At 60.3% G+C, this 15,953-nt stretch carries 14 protein-coding genes; 7 read left to right on the top strand and 7 right to left on the bottom strand.

The features are described 5' to 3' along the window. Window positions 1–95: 95 nt before the first annotated feature. From eutC to QMX84_RS22995, 4 genes are all read right to left on the bottom strand, one after another. A complete protein-coding gene (gene eutC / locus QMX84_RS23010; protein WP_262123881.1) occupies window positions 96–896 on the bottom strand; it encodes an ethanolamine ammonia-lyase subunit EutC in 801 nt (266 codons plus the stop codon). Between the two features lie 2 nt (window positions 897–898). Beyond that, window positions 899–2,299: an ethanolamine ammonia-lyase subunit EutB gene (locus tag QMX84_RS23005; protein WP_282364861.1), complete on the bottom strand. Its 1,401-nt coding sequence runs from the start codon at window positions 2,297–2,299 to the stop codon at window positions 899–901. A 52-nt stretch (window positions 2,300–2,351) separates the two neighbouring features. Next, complete coding sequence (gene eat / locus QMX84_RS23000) at window positions 2,352–3,800, bottom strand: ethanolamine permease (RefSeq protein WP_048367672.1); 1,449 nt, start codon at window positions 3,798–3,800, stop codon at window positions 2,352–2,354. A 201-nt stretch (window positions 3,801–4,001) separates the two neighbouring features. After that, the gene (locus QMX84_RS22995; protein WP_153328190.1) at window positions 4,002–5,522 is read right to left on the bottom strand and encodes an aldehyde dehydrogenase family protein; all 1,521 of its coding nucleotides are present in this window, start codon (window positions 5,520–5,522) and stop codon (window positions 4,002–4,004) included. 341 nt (window positions 5,523–5,863) lie between these two features. Here QMX84_RS22995 and QMX84_RS22990 point away from each other — a divergent pair, with 341 nt between their 5' ends. The 4 genes from QMX84_RS22990 to QMX84_RS22975 all read left to right on the top strand — a co-directional run bounded on the left by QMX84_RS22990 (window position 5,864) and on the right by QMX84_RS22975 (window position 10,207). Further along, window positions 5,864–7,759 carry a sigma-54-dependent Fis family transcriptional regulator gene (locus QMX84_RS22990; protein WP_282364860.1) on the top strand — a complete coding sequence of 632 codons (1,896 nt, stop codon included), beginning with the start codon at window positions 5,864–5,866 and terminating at the stop codon, window positions 7,757–7,759. Between the two features lie 192 nt (window positions 7,760–7,951). After that, window positions 7,952–9,301 (top strand): UDP-N-acetylmuramate:L-alanyl-gamma-D-glutamyl-meso-diaminopimelate ligase, encoded by a 1,350-nt coding sequence (gene mpl, locus QMX84_RS22985; protein WP_282364859.1) that lies wholly within the window; start codon window positions 7,952–7,954, stop codon window positions 9,299–9,301. Then, entirely contained in the window at window positions 9,298–9,927 is a 630-nt protein-coding gene (ubiX, locus tag QMX84_RS22980; RefSeq protein ID WP_048367666.1) for a flavin prenyltransferase UbiX, read from the top strand. Before mpl ends, ubiX begins: the two co-directional genes overlap by 4 nt. Continuing rightward, window positions 9,920–10,207 (top strand): YceK/YidQ family lipoprotein, encoded by a 288-nt coding sequence (locus QMX84_RS22975; RefSeq protein WP_153336383.1) that lies wholly within the window; start codon window positions 9,920–9,922, stop codon window positions 10,205–10,207. The genes ubiX and QMX84_RS22975 overlap by 8 nt, the downstream gene beginning before the upstream one ends. Before the next feature lie 50 nt (window positions 10,208–10,257). Here the strand turns inward: QMX84_RS22975 and QMX84_RS22970 are convergent, their stop codons facing one another. Together QMX84_RS22970 and QMX84_RS22965 are read right to left on the bottom strand one after the other, a co-directional pair. Then, complete coding sequence (locus QMX84_RS22970) at window positions 10,258–10,899, bottom strand: oxidoreductase (RefSeq protein ID WP_048367662.1); 642 nt, start codon at window positions 10,897–10,899, stop codon at window positions 10,258–10,260. A gap of 61 nt (window positions 10,900–10,960) precedes the next feature. Then, window positions 10,961–12,643, bottom strand: coding sequence for a C13 family peptidase (locus QMX84_RS22965; protein WP_282364858.1), 1,683 nt, complete (start codon window positions 12,641–12,643; stop codon window positions 10,961–10,963). Between the two features lie 185 nt (window positions 12,644–12,828). Here QMX84_RS22965 and QMX84_RS22960 point away from each other — a divergent pair, with 185 nt between their 5' ends. From QMX84_RS22960 to QMX84_RS22950, 3 genes are read left to right on the top strand one after another with little or no spacing between them, the layout of a single operon-like run. After that, a complete protein-coding gene (locus QMX84_RS22960) occupies window positions 12,829–13,191 on the top strand; it encodes a CidA/LrgA family protein (protein WP_048367660.1) in 363 nt (120 codons plus the stop codon). Beyond that, window positions 13,188–13,904 (top strand): LrgB family protein, encoded by a 717-nt coding sequence (locus QMX84_RS22955; RefSeq protein WP_282364857.1) that lies wholly within the window; start codon window positions 13,188–13,190, stop codon window positions 13,902–13,904. The genes QMX84_RS22960 and QMX84_RS22955 overlap by 4 nt, the downstream gene beginning before the upstream one ends. A gap of 10 nt (window positions 13,905–13,914) precedes the next feature. After that, window positions 13,915–14,505 (top strand): LON peptidase substrate-binding domain-containing protein, encoded by a 591-nt coding sequence (locus tag QMX84_RS22950; RefSeq protein ID WP_282364856.1) that lies wholly within the window; start codon window positions 13,915–13,917, stop codon window positions 14,503–14,505. A gap of 55 nt (window positions 14,506–14,560) precedes the next feature. On the opposite strand, the gene QMX84_RS22945 is transcribed toward QMX84_RS22950, so the two are convergent. Continuing rightward, window positions 14,561–15,877 (bottom strand): bifunctional DedA family/phosphatase PAP2 family protein, encoded by a 1,317-nt coding sequence (locus QMX84_RS22945; protein ID WP_153336381.1) that lies wholly within the window; start codon window positions 15,875–15,877, stop codon window positions 14,561–14,563. Window positions 15,878–15,953 lie beyond the last annotated feature (76 nt).

Below are 15,953 nucleotides of genomic sequence, written 5' to 3'. Positions count from 1 at the left end.
ACGTGTCGGGGCGAGCTTGCCTCGCGATCTTTTGTTTTTTAAAGATCAAAAGATCGCGAGGCAAGCTCGCTCCTACAGAGGGGTTTTGCGCGTGATTACGCGTCTTTTAGCAGGAAGTTTTCGTTAGGCGCGGCCACGTCCAGGGTCTGCACTTGGGCTTCGTCCTTCAAATTGACCCCCGACAACTGCCGCCGACAGGCCTCGCGCATCAGGTACGCCAGCCGATGAGCGGCCATGCCGTAACTCAAGCCTTCGAGCCTGACGTTGGAGATGCAGTTGCGATACGCGTCGGTCAAACCTACCTTCGGCCCGTAGGTGAAGTACAGCCCGAGGCTGTCCGGCGAGCTGAGCCCTGGGCGTTCCCCAATCAGCATCACCACCATCTTGGCGCCCAATAATTCGCCAATCTCGTCGGCGACGGCGACCCGGCCTTGCTCCACCAGCACCACCGGCGACAGGCGCCAGCCTTCAGTGCTGAAGTGCTCTTGCATGCGCGTTAAAAAAGGCACGGTGTGACGATGAACCGCCAAGGCGGACAACCCGTCGGCTACGACGACAACAACGTCGAAGCCGCCCGCGTTGGCCTGCGCGTAGTCGCGCAACTGCTGCGCCGAGGCGTCATTGAGTTTGCGCCCCAGATCAGGCCGTTGCAGGTAGCTGTGGCGATCACTGGCGGCGCTGTGCACCAGCAGGCTGTCACGCCCCAGTTCCGCGAATTGGCTGCTCAGCCCGGCATGATCAAACGGCAAATGCACCGCGTCCCGCGCCTGGGCGTGAGCAAATTGAAAGTCCAGTTGCGCCTGGGTCGGCATGCTCGTGCCGGTGCGCCCCAAGGCAATGCGTGCCGGGGTCAGGCGGCGCAGTTCGAGCCACGGGTTAAGGGTGTCGGTGGCCATGCTCAGCGCCCTCCCAAATGGGCCAGCGCCTGGCGGAACGCAGGCGGCAATTGATGACCAAATTCAATCCGGCCATCGTTTTGGGTGAAAATTCCGATCTTGCTCAGCCAGTGTTCGAACTCGGGCGCAGGCTTTAGCCCCAAGGTTTTTCGGGCATAGAGTGCGTCATGAAAGGACGTGGTCTGATAGTTGAGCATGATGTCGTCCGACCCCGGAATGCCCATGATGAAGTTGATCCCGGCCACGCCCAGCAGCGTCAGCAGGTTGTCCATGTCGTCCTGATCGGCTTCGGCGTGGTTGGTGTAGCAAATGTCGCAGCCCATCGGCACGCCGAGCAACTTGCCGCAAAAGTGGTCTTCGAGCCCGGCGCGAATGATCTGTTTGCCGTTGTACAAGTACTCGGGGCCGATAAAGCCGACCACGGTGTTGACCAAAAATGGCTTGAAGTGCCGGGCCACGGCGTAGGCGCGGGTTTCGCAGGTTTGCTGGTCAACGCCGAAATGCGCGTTGGCCGACAGCGCGCTGCCTTGCCCGGTCTCGAAGTACATCAAGTTGTTGCCCAACGTGCCGCGATTGAGGCTCAAGCCGGCTTCGTAACCTTCTTGCAGCACGTTCAGATTAATCCCGAAGCTGGCGTTGGCCGCTTCGGTGCCGGCAATCGACTGAAACACCAGGTCCAGCGGCACGCCACGGTTGATCGCCTCAATGGAGGTGGTGACGTGGGTCAGCACGCACGACTGGGTCGGGATGTCATAGCGCTGGATGATCGCGTCGAGCATGTTCAGCAGGTCGCAGATCGAGGCGATGCTGTCGGTGGCCGGGTTGATGCCGATCATCGCGTCGCCATTGCCATACAGCAGGCCGTCGAGAATGCTCGCGGCAATACCGGCCGGGTCGTCGGTAGGGTGGTTGGGTTGCAGACGGGTCGACAAACGCCCGCGCAAGCCCATGGTGCCGCGAAACCGGGTGACGACGCGGATCTTCTGCGCCACCAGAATCAAATCCTGCACGCGCATGATCTTCGACACGGCCGCGACCATTTCCGGGGTGAGCCCGGGGGCCAATGCGCGCAGCGTGTGTTCGTCGGCGGCGTCACTGAGCAGCCAGTCACGAAAGCCGCCCACGGTCAAATGGCTGACCGTGGTAAAAGCCTGTCGATCATGGCTGTCGATGATCAGCCGGGTGACTTCGTCGGACTCGTAAGGGATCAGCACTTCTTGCAGGAAGTACGAGAGCGGGATGTCAGCCAATGCCATTTGCGCCGCGACGCGTTCGCCATCATTGGTCGCCGCAACACCGGCCAGAAAGTCCCCGGAACGGGCCGGGCTGGCTTTGGCCATGACGTCTTTGAGGCTGTCAAAACGGTAGGTCTGTGTCCCTACCGCGTGAGAAAAAGTTGCCATACAAGGTGCTCCTTAACGCCAGACGCGGTGCGCCTGGCGGGTTTCTCAGCGACTAGTGCAAGGATTGCTCAGCCTGTTGAATGGCTGCGAATTCCTCTTCCGGCGTACCGGCCACCAAATGGTGTCGACTGTAAAAAGCAAAGTAGGCAATTAATACGCCATAGATCACCGCAGCGCCAATCACTACGCGCGGATCCACCAGGAACCCGGCGACTACGGCCACGCAGGCCAGCACCAAAGCGGTGCCTGAAGTGACAATACCGCCCGGCGTGCGATAAGGACGCTCCATTTTGGGGCGACGAATGCGCAGGGTGATGTGCGCAGCCATCATCAGCACGTACGAGATGGTCGCGCCAAACACCGCCACCAGAATCAGCAAGTCACCCTGACCGGTCAGCGACAGGCCAAAGCCGATAATGCCGGGGATGATCAGCGCCAATACCGGTGCTTTGCTCTTGTTGGTTTCAGACAGCTTGCGTGGCAAGTAGCCTGCACGGGACAGGGCGAAGATCTGACGCGAGTAGGCGTAAATGATCGAGAAGAAGCTGGCGATCAAACCGGCCAGGCCGACCAGGTTGACGAAGCTGCCCATCCAGGTTGAGCCGCCATAGGCTTTGCTCAGTGCCTCAACCAGTGGGTTGCCCGAGGTCATCAAGTGGTGGGCGCCAGCGCCGCCCGGGCCGATGAACAGGATCAACAGGGCAAAGGTGGCGAGTACCAGCATCGCGCCAATCAGGCCGCGGGGCAGGTCGCGCTTGGGGTTTTTGGTTTCTTCGGCGGCCAGCGGCACGCCTTCGACCGCGAGGAAAAACCAGATCGCATACGGAATGGCCGCCCACACGCCGACATAACCAAACGGCAGGAACGAACTGGCGCCTTTGGCTTGGGTGACGGGGATGTCCAGCAGGTTGGCGACACTGAAGTGCGGCACCATCGCGACCAGAAACACGCCCAAAGCAATGGCGGCCACGGCGGTGATGATGAACATCAGCTTGAGCGCTTCACCGACGCCGAAGATGTGGATGCCGATAAAAATGATGTAGAAGGCCAGGTAAATCATCCAGCCGCCGATGCCGAACAGCGACTCGCAATACGCCCCGATAAACACCGCAATGGCGGCAGGGGCGATGGCGTATTCAATGAGGATGGCGGTGCCGGTCAAAAACCCGCCCCACGGCCCGAAAGCACTGCGGGCAAAGCCGTAGCCGCCGCCTGCGGTGGGGATCATCGATGACAGTTCGGCCAGCGAGAAGCACATGCACAAGTACATGGTGGCCATCAGCAGGGTGGCGATAAACATCCCGCCCCAGCCGCCCTGGGCCAGGCCGAAGTTCCACCCGGCGTAGTCGCCGGAGATCACGTACGCCACGCCCAGGCCCACCAGCAGGACCCAGCCGGCAGCGCCTTTTTTCAGTTCACGTTGTTGAAAGTATTCGGAGCCAACTTTTTCAAAGTCGACAGAGGAGTTGGCTGCAGGAGCCGCATTGGGTTCGCTAGGCATTTCAGATCACCTGTTCTTTTATTGTTTGGAAAATTTGACAGGGAGCAAAGCAAGAGCCGGGCCACCGGCCCGTTTTGTAAATAATCTGTAGCCGCTGCCGCAGGCTGCGATAAGGCCCGCAGGGCCTTCGCCTTTGTTTTCAAAAGCAGGGCCGCTGCGCGACCCATCGCAGCCTGCGGCAGCGGCTACAGAGAGTGTGGGTTAGAAGAAGCCCAGCGGGTTGATGTCGTAGCTCACCAGCAGGTTTTTGGTCTGCTGATAATGGTCGAGCATCATTTTGTGGGTTTCACGGCCAACACCGGATTTTTTGTAGCCGCCGAACGCGGCGTGCGCCGGGTACAGGTGGTAGCAGTTGGTCCACACTCGGCCCGCCTTGATCGCGCGGCCCATGCGGTAGGCGCGGTTGATGTCGCGGGTCCACAAACCAGCGCCCAGGCCGAACTCGGTGTCGTTGGCAATCGCCAGCGCTTCGGCTTCGTCTTTGAAGGTGGTGATGCTGACCACCGGGCCAAAGATTTCTTCCTGGAAGACGCGCATTTTGTTGGTGCCCTTGAGCAGGGTTGGCTGGATGTAATAACCCGTTGACAGATCGCCTTCGAGCTTGGCCACCTGGCCGCCGGTCAGCAACTCGGCACCTTCGGCCTTGGCGATTTCAAGGTAGGACAGGATCTTGTCGAATTGCTGCTCGGACGCCTGGGCGCCGACCATGGTGTCGGTGTCCAGCGGGTCGCCACGTTTGATCGACTCGACTTTCTTCATCACCACTTTCATGAAGTCGTCGTAGATCGACTCCTGAATCAGTGCGCGTGACGGGCAGGTACACACTTCGCCCTGGTTGAAGAACGCCAGCACCAGGCCTTCTGCGGCCTTTTCAATAAAGGTCGGCTCGGCCTGCATGATGTCGGCGAAGAAGATGTTCGGCGATTTGCCGCCCAGCTCGACGGTCGACGGGATGATGTTTTCTGCCGCGCATTTCATGATGTGCGAGCCCACCGGCGTGGAGCCGGTGAAGGCGATTTTGGCGATGCGTTTGCTGGTGGCCAGCGCTTCGCCCGCTTCCTTGCCGAAACCTTGCACCACGTTCAGCACGCCCGGTGGCAGCAGGTCGCCGATCAGTTCCATCAGCACGGTGATGCTCAGCGGGGTTTGCTCGGCCGGTTTGAGTACGATGCAGTTACCGGCAGCCAATGCCGGGGCGAGTTTCCAGGCGGCCATCAGCAGCGGGAAGTTCCACGGGATGATCTGGCCGACCACGCCCAGCGGCTCGTGGATGTGATAAGCCACGGTGTTGCCATCAATCTCGGCCGCGCTGCCTTCTTGTGCACGAATGCACCCGGCGTAGTAGCGGAAGTGGTCGGCAGCCAGCGGCACGTCAGCGTTCAGGGTTTCGCGTACCGCTTTGCCGTTGTCCCAGGTTTCGGTCACGGCCAGCAGTTCGAGGTTCTGCTCAATGCGGTCTGCGATTTTCAGCAGTACCAGCGAGCGCGCCTGCACGGAGGTCGCGCCCCAGGCATCAGCAGCGGCGTGGGCGGCATCCAGGGCTTTTTCGATGTCTTCGGCAGTGGAACGAGGGAATTCAGCGATGGCCTTGCCGTTGACCGGCGAGGTGTTGGTGAAGTACTGGCCTTTGACCGGTGCCACGAATTCGCCGCCGATGTAGTTACCGTAGCGGCCCTTGAATGTGATGACCGAGCCTTCAGTACCGGGTTGTGCGTAACGCATGGAGTGTCTCCTTGGCTTTATTGTGCTTATGGGAGGACGCGCTGTGGCGCTGCCCCATACCGGAGCAAAGGCTGGGCCAAATAGCGCAAGCCCTTGTAAACCGGGGCTTTCAGTTTTTTAGCGGTGAGCTGAAGCAGGGCAGGTGTGACAAGTTTGGTACAGCGTGGGTGACAGGTTGTGTCAAAAATGGCACAACACATGACCGACGGGTCAGTTCGAGATTGCAATGCATCGAGCGCAAGAGGATGCTGGCTATTCGGTTTGGACTGAGTCCCAGGCGTCGCACAAGGCTGGTTTTTTTGCGCGGTGGGGTCGTCGTGACAGAGCGGAGAACAATAAAAATGCACAGTACCGATTTAAATCGGCACGCCCGACAAGTCATCAATGTTATTCAGGGCCGCCCCCAAGGGTGTGACCCTTCTATCGTTCGCTCCTGGCAGCGTTGCCTGGAGGACTACCACCTCGATCCCGCGCAAAACATCGCCCCGACGGTGCTGGAACACAGCCGCATCCTTGAGGGACGCGAGCGTCTGCAGCAGGTGCTGCAAATCGCCGGGCACGAAATGAACAGCCTGCACCAGCAGTTATCGGGCGCTGGCCATGCGGTGCTGTTGACCGATGCCCGCGGGGTCATCCTCAACTGCATCACTGCGCCCACTGAGCGTAAAGTTTTCGAGCATGCAGGTCTGTGGCTGGGGGCCGACTGGAGTGAAGCCCGCGAAGGCACCAACGGCATCGGCACCTGCCTGGTAGAGCGCCAGGCCTTGAGCATTTATCAGGACGAGCATTTTCGTGGTCGTCATACCGGCCTGACGTGTTCGGCCAGCCCGGTGTTTGATCCGCATGGCGAATTGCTGGCGGTGCTGGATGTGTCTTCGGCGCGCCATGAAGCCTCGCGCCAGAGCCAGTTCCACACCATGGCGCTGGTGAACCTCTCGGCCAAGACCATCGAAAGCAGTTATTTCCTGCGCCAATACGAACACCAGTGGTTACTGCGCTTTCATTTACAGGCCGAATCGGTGGGCCTGTTCAGTGAAGGCATGCTGGCGTTTGACGGTGATGGCGTGATCTGTGGCGTCAATCAAAGCGGTCTGAATTTGTTGGGGCAGACCCGCAGCGGTTTGCTCGGGCAAGCGGTGGACAGCATTTTCGATTGCACCGCTGATGAGCTGTTTGCCCGCGCCAGTGTGCAGGCCACGGCGAGTTGGCCGCTGCGCAGCCGCGATGGTCGCCTCTTGTTTGCCGCCCTGCGCGGCCAGCCTCGCGCAATACCGGTGTGGGTGGCGCCAGCGCCTGCGCCGGTGCGGGTGCCGTCGGGCGGGATCTGCCTGGGCGATGAAGCCCTGCAAAGTGATTTTCGCCGGGCGCTGCGGGTGTTTGAGCGTGACGTGCCGTTGTTGATCAACGGCGAAACCGGCACAGGCAAAGAGGCCTTTGCCAAGGCTGTGCACCAGGCCAGCCTGCGGGCCAGCAAGCCATTTGTGGCGCTGAACTGCGCGTCGATCCCCGAGAGCCTGATCGAAAGCGAGTTGTTTGGTTATCGCGGTGGCAGCTTTACCGGGGCACGCAAAGAAGGCATGCAGGGCAAGTTGCAGCAGGCCGATGGCGGAACATTGTTTCTGGACGAAATAGGCGACATGCCGCTGGTGCTGCAAACCCGTCTGTTAAGGGTGCTGGAGGACCGCGTGGTGGTACCGATTGGCGGCGAGCCGCAGACGGTGGATGTGCGCATTGTCAGCGCGACCCACCGCAACTTGCTGGAACGCGTGGCCGACGGCAGCTTCCGCGAAGACTTGTACTACCGCCTCAATGGCCTGGAAGTAGGCTTGCCAGCATTGCGCGAACGCACCGATAAATCGCAGTTACTGGACTTTTTGCTGGCCCAAGAAGCGGGCGGGCAGCGGCTGACGATTAGCCCGGCGGCGCGTCAGGCGTTGCTGCACTTTCAATGGCCAGGCAACGTGCGCCAACTGCGCAATGTGCTGCGCACCTTGGCGGCGTTGTGTGAAGGCGAGTTGATTGAGTTTGACGACTTGCCGGTGGCGATTCGTCAGGGGCCGCTTAAACCGCTGCCGCCTTGCTCCGACAACCCGCTGGAAGACGCCGAAAAACTCGCCTTGCTGGCCGCGCTGGAACAACACCGTTGGCACATGACCCAAACCGCCGCGCAGCTGGGTGTCAGCCGCAATACGCTGTATAGAAAGCTGCGCCGGCACGGGATAGAGAGAAACCTGTAGCCGCTGTCGAGGCACGAAGGCTGCGATGCGGGCCGCAGGACCGCCGTTTGGGGCTGCTGTGCAACCCATCGCAGCCTCATGCTTTGGCAGCGGCTACAAGGTTGCGCGTCGTGTTTAGCCCTCAACGAGAATCATCAGGTGCGAAAAACAGCCCCCTACGCTACCCTTCGCCGATGATTTACGAGGTCGACTATGCACATTCATATTCTTGGTATTTGCGGCACTTTCATGGGTTCGCTGGCGGTATTAGCCAAAGAACTGGGCCATCACGTTACCGGTTCTGACGCTAACGTCTATCCGCCGATGAGCACCCAGCTGCAAGCTCAAGGCATTGAATTGACTCAAGGCTACGACCCGCAACAGCTTGATCCGGCGCCGGATCTGGTGGTTATCGGCAATGCGCTGTCACGGGGCAACCCTGCGGTTGAGTACGTGCTCAATAAAGGCCTGCCGTATGTGTCTGGCCCGCAATGGCTCGCCGATCACGTGCTGCAAGGGCGCTGGGTGCTGGCCGTGGCCGGTACGCACGGCAAAACCACGACCAGCAGCATGCTGGCTTGGGTGCTTGAGCACGCGGGCATGGCACCGGGCTTCTTGATCGGCGGGGTGCCGCAGAACTTTGCCGTGTCGGCCCGTCTGGGCGATACGCCGTTCTTCGTGGTGGAGGCCGATGAATACGACAGCGCATTCTTCGACAAGCGCTCAAAATTTGTTCACTACCGCCCGCGCACCGCGATCCTCAACAACCTTGAGTTCGATCACGCTGACATCTTCCCGGACTTGCCAGCGATTGAGCGGCAATTCCATCACTTGGTGCGCACCATCCCCGGTGAAGGCCTGATCATCCATCCGACCACCGAGCCTGCCTTGCAGCGCGTGATCGAGATGGGCTGCTGGACCCCGGTGCAAACCACCGGCGAAGGCGGTCAATGGCAAGCCAAATTGCTGAGCGAAGACGGCTCGCGCTTTGAGGTGCTGTTTGAAGGCGTTGCCCAAGGTGTCGTTGAGTGGGACATGACCGGCCAGCACAACGTCGCCAACGCCTTGGCTACCTTGGCCGCTGCGCGTCATGTGGGCGTGGTGCCGAGTTTGGCGATCGACGGTTTGAGCGCCTTTAAAAGCGTGAAGCGCCGTATGGAAAAAGTCGCTGAGGTGCAGGGCATCACTATTTATGACGACTTTGCGCACCACCCGACGGCGATTGCCACCACTCTGGACGGACTGCGTAAACGCATCGGCAATGCGCCGTTGATCGCCGTGATTGAGCCGCGCTCCAACTCCATGAAGCTTGGTGCCCACCGTGACGGCTTGCCTGGCAGTGTGACCCAAGCGGATCACGTGGTCTGGTACGCACCGCCTAATCTCGGTTGGGACCTGGCCGCGACTGTGACTCCAAGCTCGGTGCCGACGCTGGTGTGTGATTCGCTGGAGGCGATCATTGCCGATGTGAAAGCCCAGGCCAAGCCGGGCACCCACGTGGTGATCATGAGCAACGGCGGCTTCGGCGGTCTGCATGGCAAGCTGGCGGAAGCGCTGCAATGAGCGGCCCGGAACGCATTACCCTGGCCGTGACCGGCGCGTCGGGCATGCCCTACGCGTTGCGGCTGCTCGATTGCCTGGTGCGCGAAGATCGCGAGGTGCATTTTTTGATCTCCAAGGCCGCGCAACTGGTAATGGCGACTGAAACGGACGTTAACTTGCCACCCAAGCCACAAGCCATGCAGACCTTTCTGACCGAATACACGGGCGCTGCCGCAGGGCAGATTCGCGTTTACGGCAAGGAAGACTGGATGTCGCCCGTGGCGTCCGGGTCTGGAGCACCGGCGGCCATGGTGGTGGTGCCGTGTTCGACGGGTACGTTGTCAGCGATTGCCACAGGCGCTTGCAACAACCTGATTGAGCGGGCTGCGGACGTGACACTTAAAGAGCGTCGCCAATTGATTCTGGTGCCGCGTGAGGCGCCATATTCCAGTATCCACCTGGAAAACATGCTCAAGCTGTCGAACATGGGGGCCGTTATATTGCCCGCATCCCCTGGCTTTTATCACCAGCCGCAGACCATTGATGACCTGGTGGACTTCATGGTCGCGCGCATTCTGAATCTGCTGAATATCCCGCAAGACATGCTCCCGCGTTGGGGCGAGCATCATCTGGGCAGTAATGACTAAGCCACTGCTGACCCTGTTGCTGCTGATGCAGCTCGGCGGCTGCGCCAGCGTTCGTACGCTGGACGCTGCCAAGCCGGGGGCGCCGATTGTCTATTCCGGTACGCGGCTGGACTGGTATGCACTGCAAGGCGGGTGCTGTGCGCAGGATCGTTTTGGCGCGCAAGCGCCGCGCTATCCGGGGCTCGACTTGCCGGCCAGCGCTGTGCTGGACACGGTGCTGCTGCCGTTGTCAGTGCTCACTGTGCTGGGTGTCGGGTTTCAAGCCAGCGGCGGCCTTTGATACCGGGCTTTTATTGCCCGGTCCAGGCGCCGCTTAAGTAGCCGCGGCGGTTATTTACCCAGCTTGCGCAACTCATCCGATTCAACCACCCGCACACCTTTTTGCTCTTCCAGCGCCAGTCGCCACAAGGCCCGGGCCAGTTCGCAGGCTTCGATGCCGTGGTACTTGCCCGGAATCAGCTTGGACAGGGTGCCGGCAATTTTTTCTACGGGGCGCTCTTCCTGGCGCTCGCCAATCAGTAATGACGGGCGGGCGATGGTCAATTGCGGCCAATTTTGAGCGCGCAACGATTGCTCCATCTCGCCTTTGACCCGGTTGTAGAACACTGAGGATTTTGGATCGGCGCCGATTGCGCTAATGACGATCAGGTGTTTTGCCCCCATTTCCAGGGCGCGCTTGGCAAAGGCTACAACCATGTCGTGATCCACGGCGCGGAATGCTTCTTCTGAGCCTGCCTGTTTGATGGTGGTGCCCAGACAGCAGAAGGCCACCTCTACCGGGCCGCTCAGTTGCGGCAAGAATACGGCCGGGTCACCCACGGGGTTTTCCAGGTGCGGGTGAGCCGCCAATGGTTTGCGCGAGGGGGCCAGTACGCGCTTGATGGTAGGTTCGTTGAGCAGGCGGTCGAGCAGAAGCTCGCCGGTCAGGCCGGTGGCTCCTGCGAGCAGAATGTGCTGAGGCGTCAAGTACATGCGAGTTCTCCCTTGATACATTCAGCTTAGTCCTTCTTTGAGGGCTTGCTGTTCAACTGATTTATTGCAAAGCCCGTTTGGCTTGTTGCTGGCGCAGACGTTGCCAGTGATTCAGCACGCCTTTTGGCGCCCACATTTGCGGTTCTGACGCCTCGTAGCCGTCAGTTTGTTCGCGTTCAGCAATGGCCTCTTTAGCCAGCTTGAAGGCTTTTTGCAGGTCATCGGTCTGGTTCAGCGCCTGGGCAAACAAGGCGTTGCCGAAGTAGGTGAAATCGGCCTCTTCAGAGCAACCAAATGACACACGATCGGTGCGCGAGGCGGTCATGATCAGGGTTCTTTCATCTTTGAGCGCGGGGATAAAGCCGCCCGAATAGCACGATGAAATCACAATGACCTTGTCGCGGTTTTTCAATGGCTCCAGCGCTGCGGCGAGTTCATCGGCGGGCAGGTCTGCCAGCTCCAGACGCGGCTGGTCGAGTACCAGTTCATGGTCCTGGGTGCCGTGGCTGGTCAGGTAAATAAACACCAGATCTTCCGGCCCGGCGCGCTCGGCCAGGGTTTTGGCGGCGCGGTGCAGGTTTTCACGGGTGGCCATGGGGCGGTCCATCAGATGGTCGCGATGGTTGACCAGGGTGATGTGGCCGCGGCTGCCGAAACGGCTGGCGAGCATGTCGGTCACGTAGTCGGCTTCGCGCATGAAAACGCTTTGTTTGCCGTCGCCCGCAACCACCAGGCTGTACAACTCAATGGCCGGGGTTGAGGCCGGGACCGCTTGCAGTGCCTGGTTCAGCAATTCGCCCTGGTTGAGCAGGCCCAGTTCCAGGGTATCGGGCAGCAGGCCGCCCTGGGCGTCGCGAACCCGCTGGCCATTGATCCAGAAACCGCTTTCGACGGTGCCGTCACTGGCGGTCAGCGTGCCGTTGCCCTGATAGGTGTCTGCGGCAAAGTCGCCGATGTAGGTGCTGCCATCGGTCATGCTCAAGTGGCCGGGGCCATTGAAGCGCCACTCGCTGAACTGGCCGCGATAGTGGCTGCCATCGACGCCGATCAGTTCGCCTTTGCCGGTCAGTGCACCGTCTTTGAAGTCACCGATCCAGACGTCGCCGTCGGCGTTTTCATAGCGGCCTTTGCCGTTTAACTGGTTATTTTTGAACCCGCCGGCGTACTGGTCGCCGTCAGCGCTGTTGAACGTACCGTTGCCTTCGAGCTGGCCGTTGACGAAGTGCCCGCTGAATTCATTGCCGGTTGAGTCGCTGCGCTTGCCTTCGCCGTTGGGCTTGCCGTTGGCAAACTGGCCCTCGTACTGGCTGCCGTCGTCCAGTTCCAGATGGCCGAGCCCGGAAAACTCGTCATCGTGGAACTCGCCGCGATAGCTCATGCTGCCTTCTTTGAGCGTGCCTTCGCCTTCGCGACGGCCGTTCTTGAAGCCCCCCACATAGCTGCTGTTGTGGGTGGTCAGGCTGCCTTGGCCATTGAACAGGCCCTGCTCGAAATGGCCGATATAGACCTCGCCGTTGCTGCCGTGCCACTCGCCCTGGCCATGCCATTGGCCATTTTTGAACTGGCCTGCGTACCAACTGCCGTTTGGATAGTCGATACGGCCCTGGCCTTGCAGCAACCCATTGACCACTTCGCCCCGGTAACGGCCGCCATCGGGCAGGCGTGCGTCAGGCGGCAATAGCGATTCGCCATCGCCGCAGGCCGTCAGTAGCAGGGTCAAAGCAAGGGGAGCAAGTGGGCGCATAGCGGGATCCGGATAGTTAGGCTGCCGAGTATGCCGAAGCAAAAAAAGCTGTCTATAGGGGCAGATGAAACATGCGCAGATATTGTGTTTTTCAGTACAGCTGGTAGCAGAAAGTGATCCGCTTCGGTGAGCGGTGTCGGGACGTGCTTATAATGCTGCGCGAAAAAGATCGCTGGAGAGATGACATGTTGTTACGCGGCCTGACGTGGCTGGTGCTGTTTCAATTGCTGGGCACCGCCCTCAACCACTTGTTCATTCCGGTACTGCCCGGTCCGATTATCGGTCTGTTGCTGCTACTGGTGTATTTGCTGGTGTGTGGCCAGGTCAGCGAGCCCCTGAACGAAGCGGCCAAAGGTCTTTTGCGTTACTTGCCCTTGCTGCTGGTGCCGCCTGCGGTGGGCGTGATGGTGTATGCCGCCGATATTGCCGCTGATTTTTGGGCCATCGCCGGGGCGCTGGTGTTGTCGTTGTTGATCTCCATGGCGTTCGTCGGCGTCTTGATGCAGCGCTTGCTCAAGCCTCACGCCAACCGTGAGGAGCGACCATGAGTGTTGAATGGCAAAGTGCCTGGCAGTCGGTGATCCATCACCCGTTGTTTGGCATCGGCATTACCCTGGGGGCTTATCAACTGGTCCTCGCCGGGTACGAGAAAACCCGCTGGATCTTTCTGCAGCCGGTGCTGGCCAGCATGTTGCTGGTAATCGGGGTGCTGGTCAGTTGCGGGCTGACCTATGACGAATACCGCAAAAGCACCGACATCCTCACCATCCTGCTGGGCCCGGCTACGGTCGCGCTGGCGGTGCCGCTGTTCTTGAACCTGCGGCGAATCCGCCAGCTGTTCTGGCCTATTTTTACTACGCTGGTCATAGGCGGCGTATTTGCGACCGGCCTGGTGGTGCTGTTGGCGTGGTGGTTTGGTGCCGAGCACATGGTGCTGATGACCCTGGCGCCTAAATCCGTGACCTCGCCGATTGCCATGCTGGTGGCCGAACAAATTGGCGGTGTGGCGGCGCTGGCGGCGGTGTTTGTGTTGATCACCGGGGTGATCGGGGCCATTTTCGGCCCACCCCTGTTGAACCTGCTTAAGGTGCGCAGCCCTGAAGCCCGTGGCATGGCGCTGGGCATGACGGCCCATGCGGTGGGCACTTCAGTGGCATTGCACGAAGGCGAAGAGGCGGGTGCTTTTGCGGCCTTGGCAATGAGTCTAATGGGCGTAGGCACGGCGGTCTTTCTGCCGCTGGCCGTGACCCTCGTGGTGTAAGGAGGGTTGTATGAAGCTGCCATTGTTCCCCTTGAGCACCGTCCTTTTCCCGGGCTGCGTGCTGGATCTACAAGTGTTTGAAGCCCGTTACCTGGACATGATTGCCCGCTGCATGAAGCAAGGCAGCGGTTTTGGTGTGGTGTGCATTCTGGAGGGCAGCGAAACCGGCGACATCGAGCCCGATATCGCCGGGATTGGGTGTGAAGCGCGGGTGAGTGATTTCCAGAAGCAGGAAAACGGCCTGCTGGGGATCCGCGTCGAGGGTGGTCGGCGTTTTGAGGTGCTGAACACCGAGTTGCAGCGTGACAACCTGCTGGTGGCCGACGTGCACTGGCTGGACGAGATCCCGGAGCAACCGTTGCAGGAAGAGGACCAGGACCTGCTGGCGTTGCTCAAAGCCCTGGCTGAACACCCGATGGTTGCCGCGCTGAACATGAACACCGAGGTCACTGGGCAGCAATCATTGGCCAACCAGTTGGCCTACCTGCTGCCCTTTGCCGAAGAAGACAAGGTCGATCTGCTGCAAGTGGACGACCCGCAGCAGCGCCTCGACGGGATCCAGGCCCTGCTCGAAGAGATGCAGGGCGAGATGCTTAATTGAGCGGTGTCCTTTTCGGATCAAAAGATCGCGAGGCAAGCTCGCTCCTACAGGCCCCTTAATAGGCGTAGCGCAGCAGTTCCTTGGACAAATGGCTGAGCATGAAAAAGCCATACAGCGCTGCGCACGACGGCAAGATCATCCACCAGACTTTCACCGGCACTGGCGTAAGCACCATGTAGCGCTGGGTCAAGGCCAGGGCGAAGGCGTTGACGGTGATGGCCAGGAACGCGCCCGCCATGATGTCAGTTGGCCAATGAGCGCCCAGGTAAATCCGTGACATGGCCACGGTCATGGCCAGCAAACAGCCGATCAGCACGCAGGTAATGCGCATGCGTTGCGGTTTTTCACGTCCCGCCAGAATCGCCAATGCCAAAAAGAACGCAAACGAGCCAGAGCTGTGGCCGCTGGGCATGCTGTAGCTGGTCAGCGGGTCGAGCAGTACGTCTGGGCGCATGCGCGCGAAGAAGTGCTTGGTGGCGGTGTTGGCAATGGCGGTAAACAGCGTGACCCCGCCAAAGAAGATCAAGGCGCGCCATTGTTTGTTGAAGAACAGCAACGCACACACCAGGGCGGCGGCCAGCAGTTGCGTGCGGAAGTTACCGATCTGCGTCACCAGCACGGCCAGCATGTCCATGGTGCTGCTGCGATGTTCTTGCACCAGGGCGCTGATGCCCTGATCGAACGCGGCCATGTGCGTGTAGCCAAAGAACACCGCCACCAGCAGCGCCAGGCTCAGGGTGCCGATCAGTAGCGTCGCTTTGGGTTGGCGGCGGACGTTGGCGTGGATGCTCAGGCCCAGCAGGGCGGCGATGCTGACGGCGACGATGGCAGCTTGTGGCCAGAAGTTTTCAGGCAGCGGCAAGCGGATCGCCGCCCCGGTCGCCCAGCCCGGCAGCAGGTAAGCGACCGACCAGCCTGCGCCGGCCAGCAAACTGACCAGAATGAAGCGCGGCAGCGGCATGTCGCACATCCCGGCCACCATCGGCAGCATGGGCCGCAGCGGGCCAATGAAACGGCCAACGATCAGGCTGACGATGCCGTAGCGCTGAAAGTAGTTTTCGGCGCCGGTCATCCATTCCGGGTGGGTGCGCAGCAAAGGCAAGCGCCGGATATTTTGATGGAAACGTCTGCCCAGCGCGTAAGACAACATGTCGCCCAGCAAGCCGCCGAGGAAGCCTAGCAGCAGAGTCTGGCCCAGCGACAGGGCGCCGCTACCGGCCAGCACTGCGATTGCAAACAACAGCACCGTGCCGGGCACGATGATCCCGGCAATGGCCAGGCATTCCACGCACGCCACGATAAAAACGGCCAGGCCCAGCCATTGCGGGTTGGTGGTGAGCCAACTGGTAACGCTATCGAGCCATGGGCCCATACTTCAACTTCCTTTTGTTTTTTGTAGAGGATCAGCTACCCCTGTAGGAGCGAGCTTGCCTCGCGATCTTTTGATC

The organism is Pseudomonas sp. PS01297, assembly GCF_029959305.1.
GTDB lineage: Bacteria > Pseudomonadota > Gammaproteobacteria > Pseudomonadales > Pseudomonadaceae > Aquipseudomonas > Aquipseudomonas helleri.
The sequence above is the reverse complement of the archived record's forward strand: the minus strand, read 5'-3'. Positions and strand labels throughout refer to the sequence as shown.

Bases quoted from the DNA above. Each gene is read 5' to 3' on its own strand.
- QMX84_RS22950 (WP_282364856.1), top strand. From the start codon at position 13,915: ATGAAGCTGCCATTGTTCCCCTTGAGCACCGTCCTTTTCCCGGGCTGC.
- QMX84_RS22955 (WP_282364857.1), top strand. From the start codon at position 13,188: ATGAGTGTTGAATGGCAAAGTGCCTGGCAGTCGGTGATCCATCACCCG.
- QMX84_RS23005 (WP_282364861.1), bottom strand. From the start codon at position 2,299: ATGGCAACTTTTTCTCACGCGGTAGGGACACAGACCTACCGTTTTGAC.
- QMX84_RS22960 (WP_048367660.1), top strand. From the start codon at position 12,829: ATGTTGTTACGCGGCCTGACGTGGCTGGTGCTGTTTCAATTGCTGGGC.
- QMX84_RS22995 (WP_153328190.1), bottom strand. From the start codon at position 5,522: ATGCGTTACGCACAACCCGGTACTGAAGGCTCGGTCATCACATTCAAG.
- eutC (WP_262123881.1), bottom strand. From the start codon at position 896: ATGGCCACCGACACCCTTAACCCGTGGCTCGAACTGCGCCGCCTGACC.
- ubiX (WP_048367666.1), top strand. From the start codon at position 9,298: ATGAGCGGCCCGGAACGCATTACCCTGGCCGTGACCGGCGCGTCGGGC.
- mpl (WP_282364859.1), top strand. From the start codon at position 7,952: ATGCACATTCATATTCTTGGTATTTGCGGCACTTTCATGGGTTCGCTG.
- QMX84_RS22970 (WP_048367662.1), bottom strand. From the start codon at position 10,899: ATGTACTTGACGCCTCAGCACATTCTGCTCGCAGGAGCCACCGGCCTG.
- QMX84_RS22965 (WP_282364858.1), bottom strand. From the start codon at position 12,643: ATGCGCCCACTTGCTCCCCTTGCTTTGACCCTGCTACTGACGGCCTGC.
- QMX84_RS22975 (WP_153336383.1), top strand. From the start codon at position 9,920: ATGACTAAGCCACTGCTGACCCTGTTGCTGCTGATGCAGCTCGGCGGC.
- QMX84_RS22945 (WP_153336381.1), bottom strand. From the start codon at position 15,877: ATGGGCCCATGGCTCGATAGCGTTACCAGTTGGCTCACCACCAACCCG.
- QMX84_RS22990 (WP_282364860.1), top strand. From the start codon at position 5,864: ATGCACAGTACCGATTTAAATCGGCACGCCCGACAAGTCATCAATGTT.
- eat (WP_048367672.1), bottom strand. From the start codon at position 3,800: ATGCCTAGCGAACCCAATGCGGCTCCTGCAGCCAACTCCTCTGTCGAC.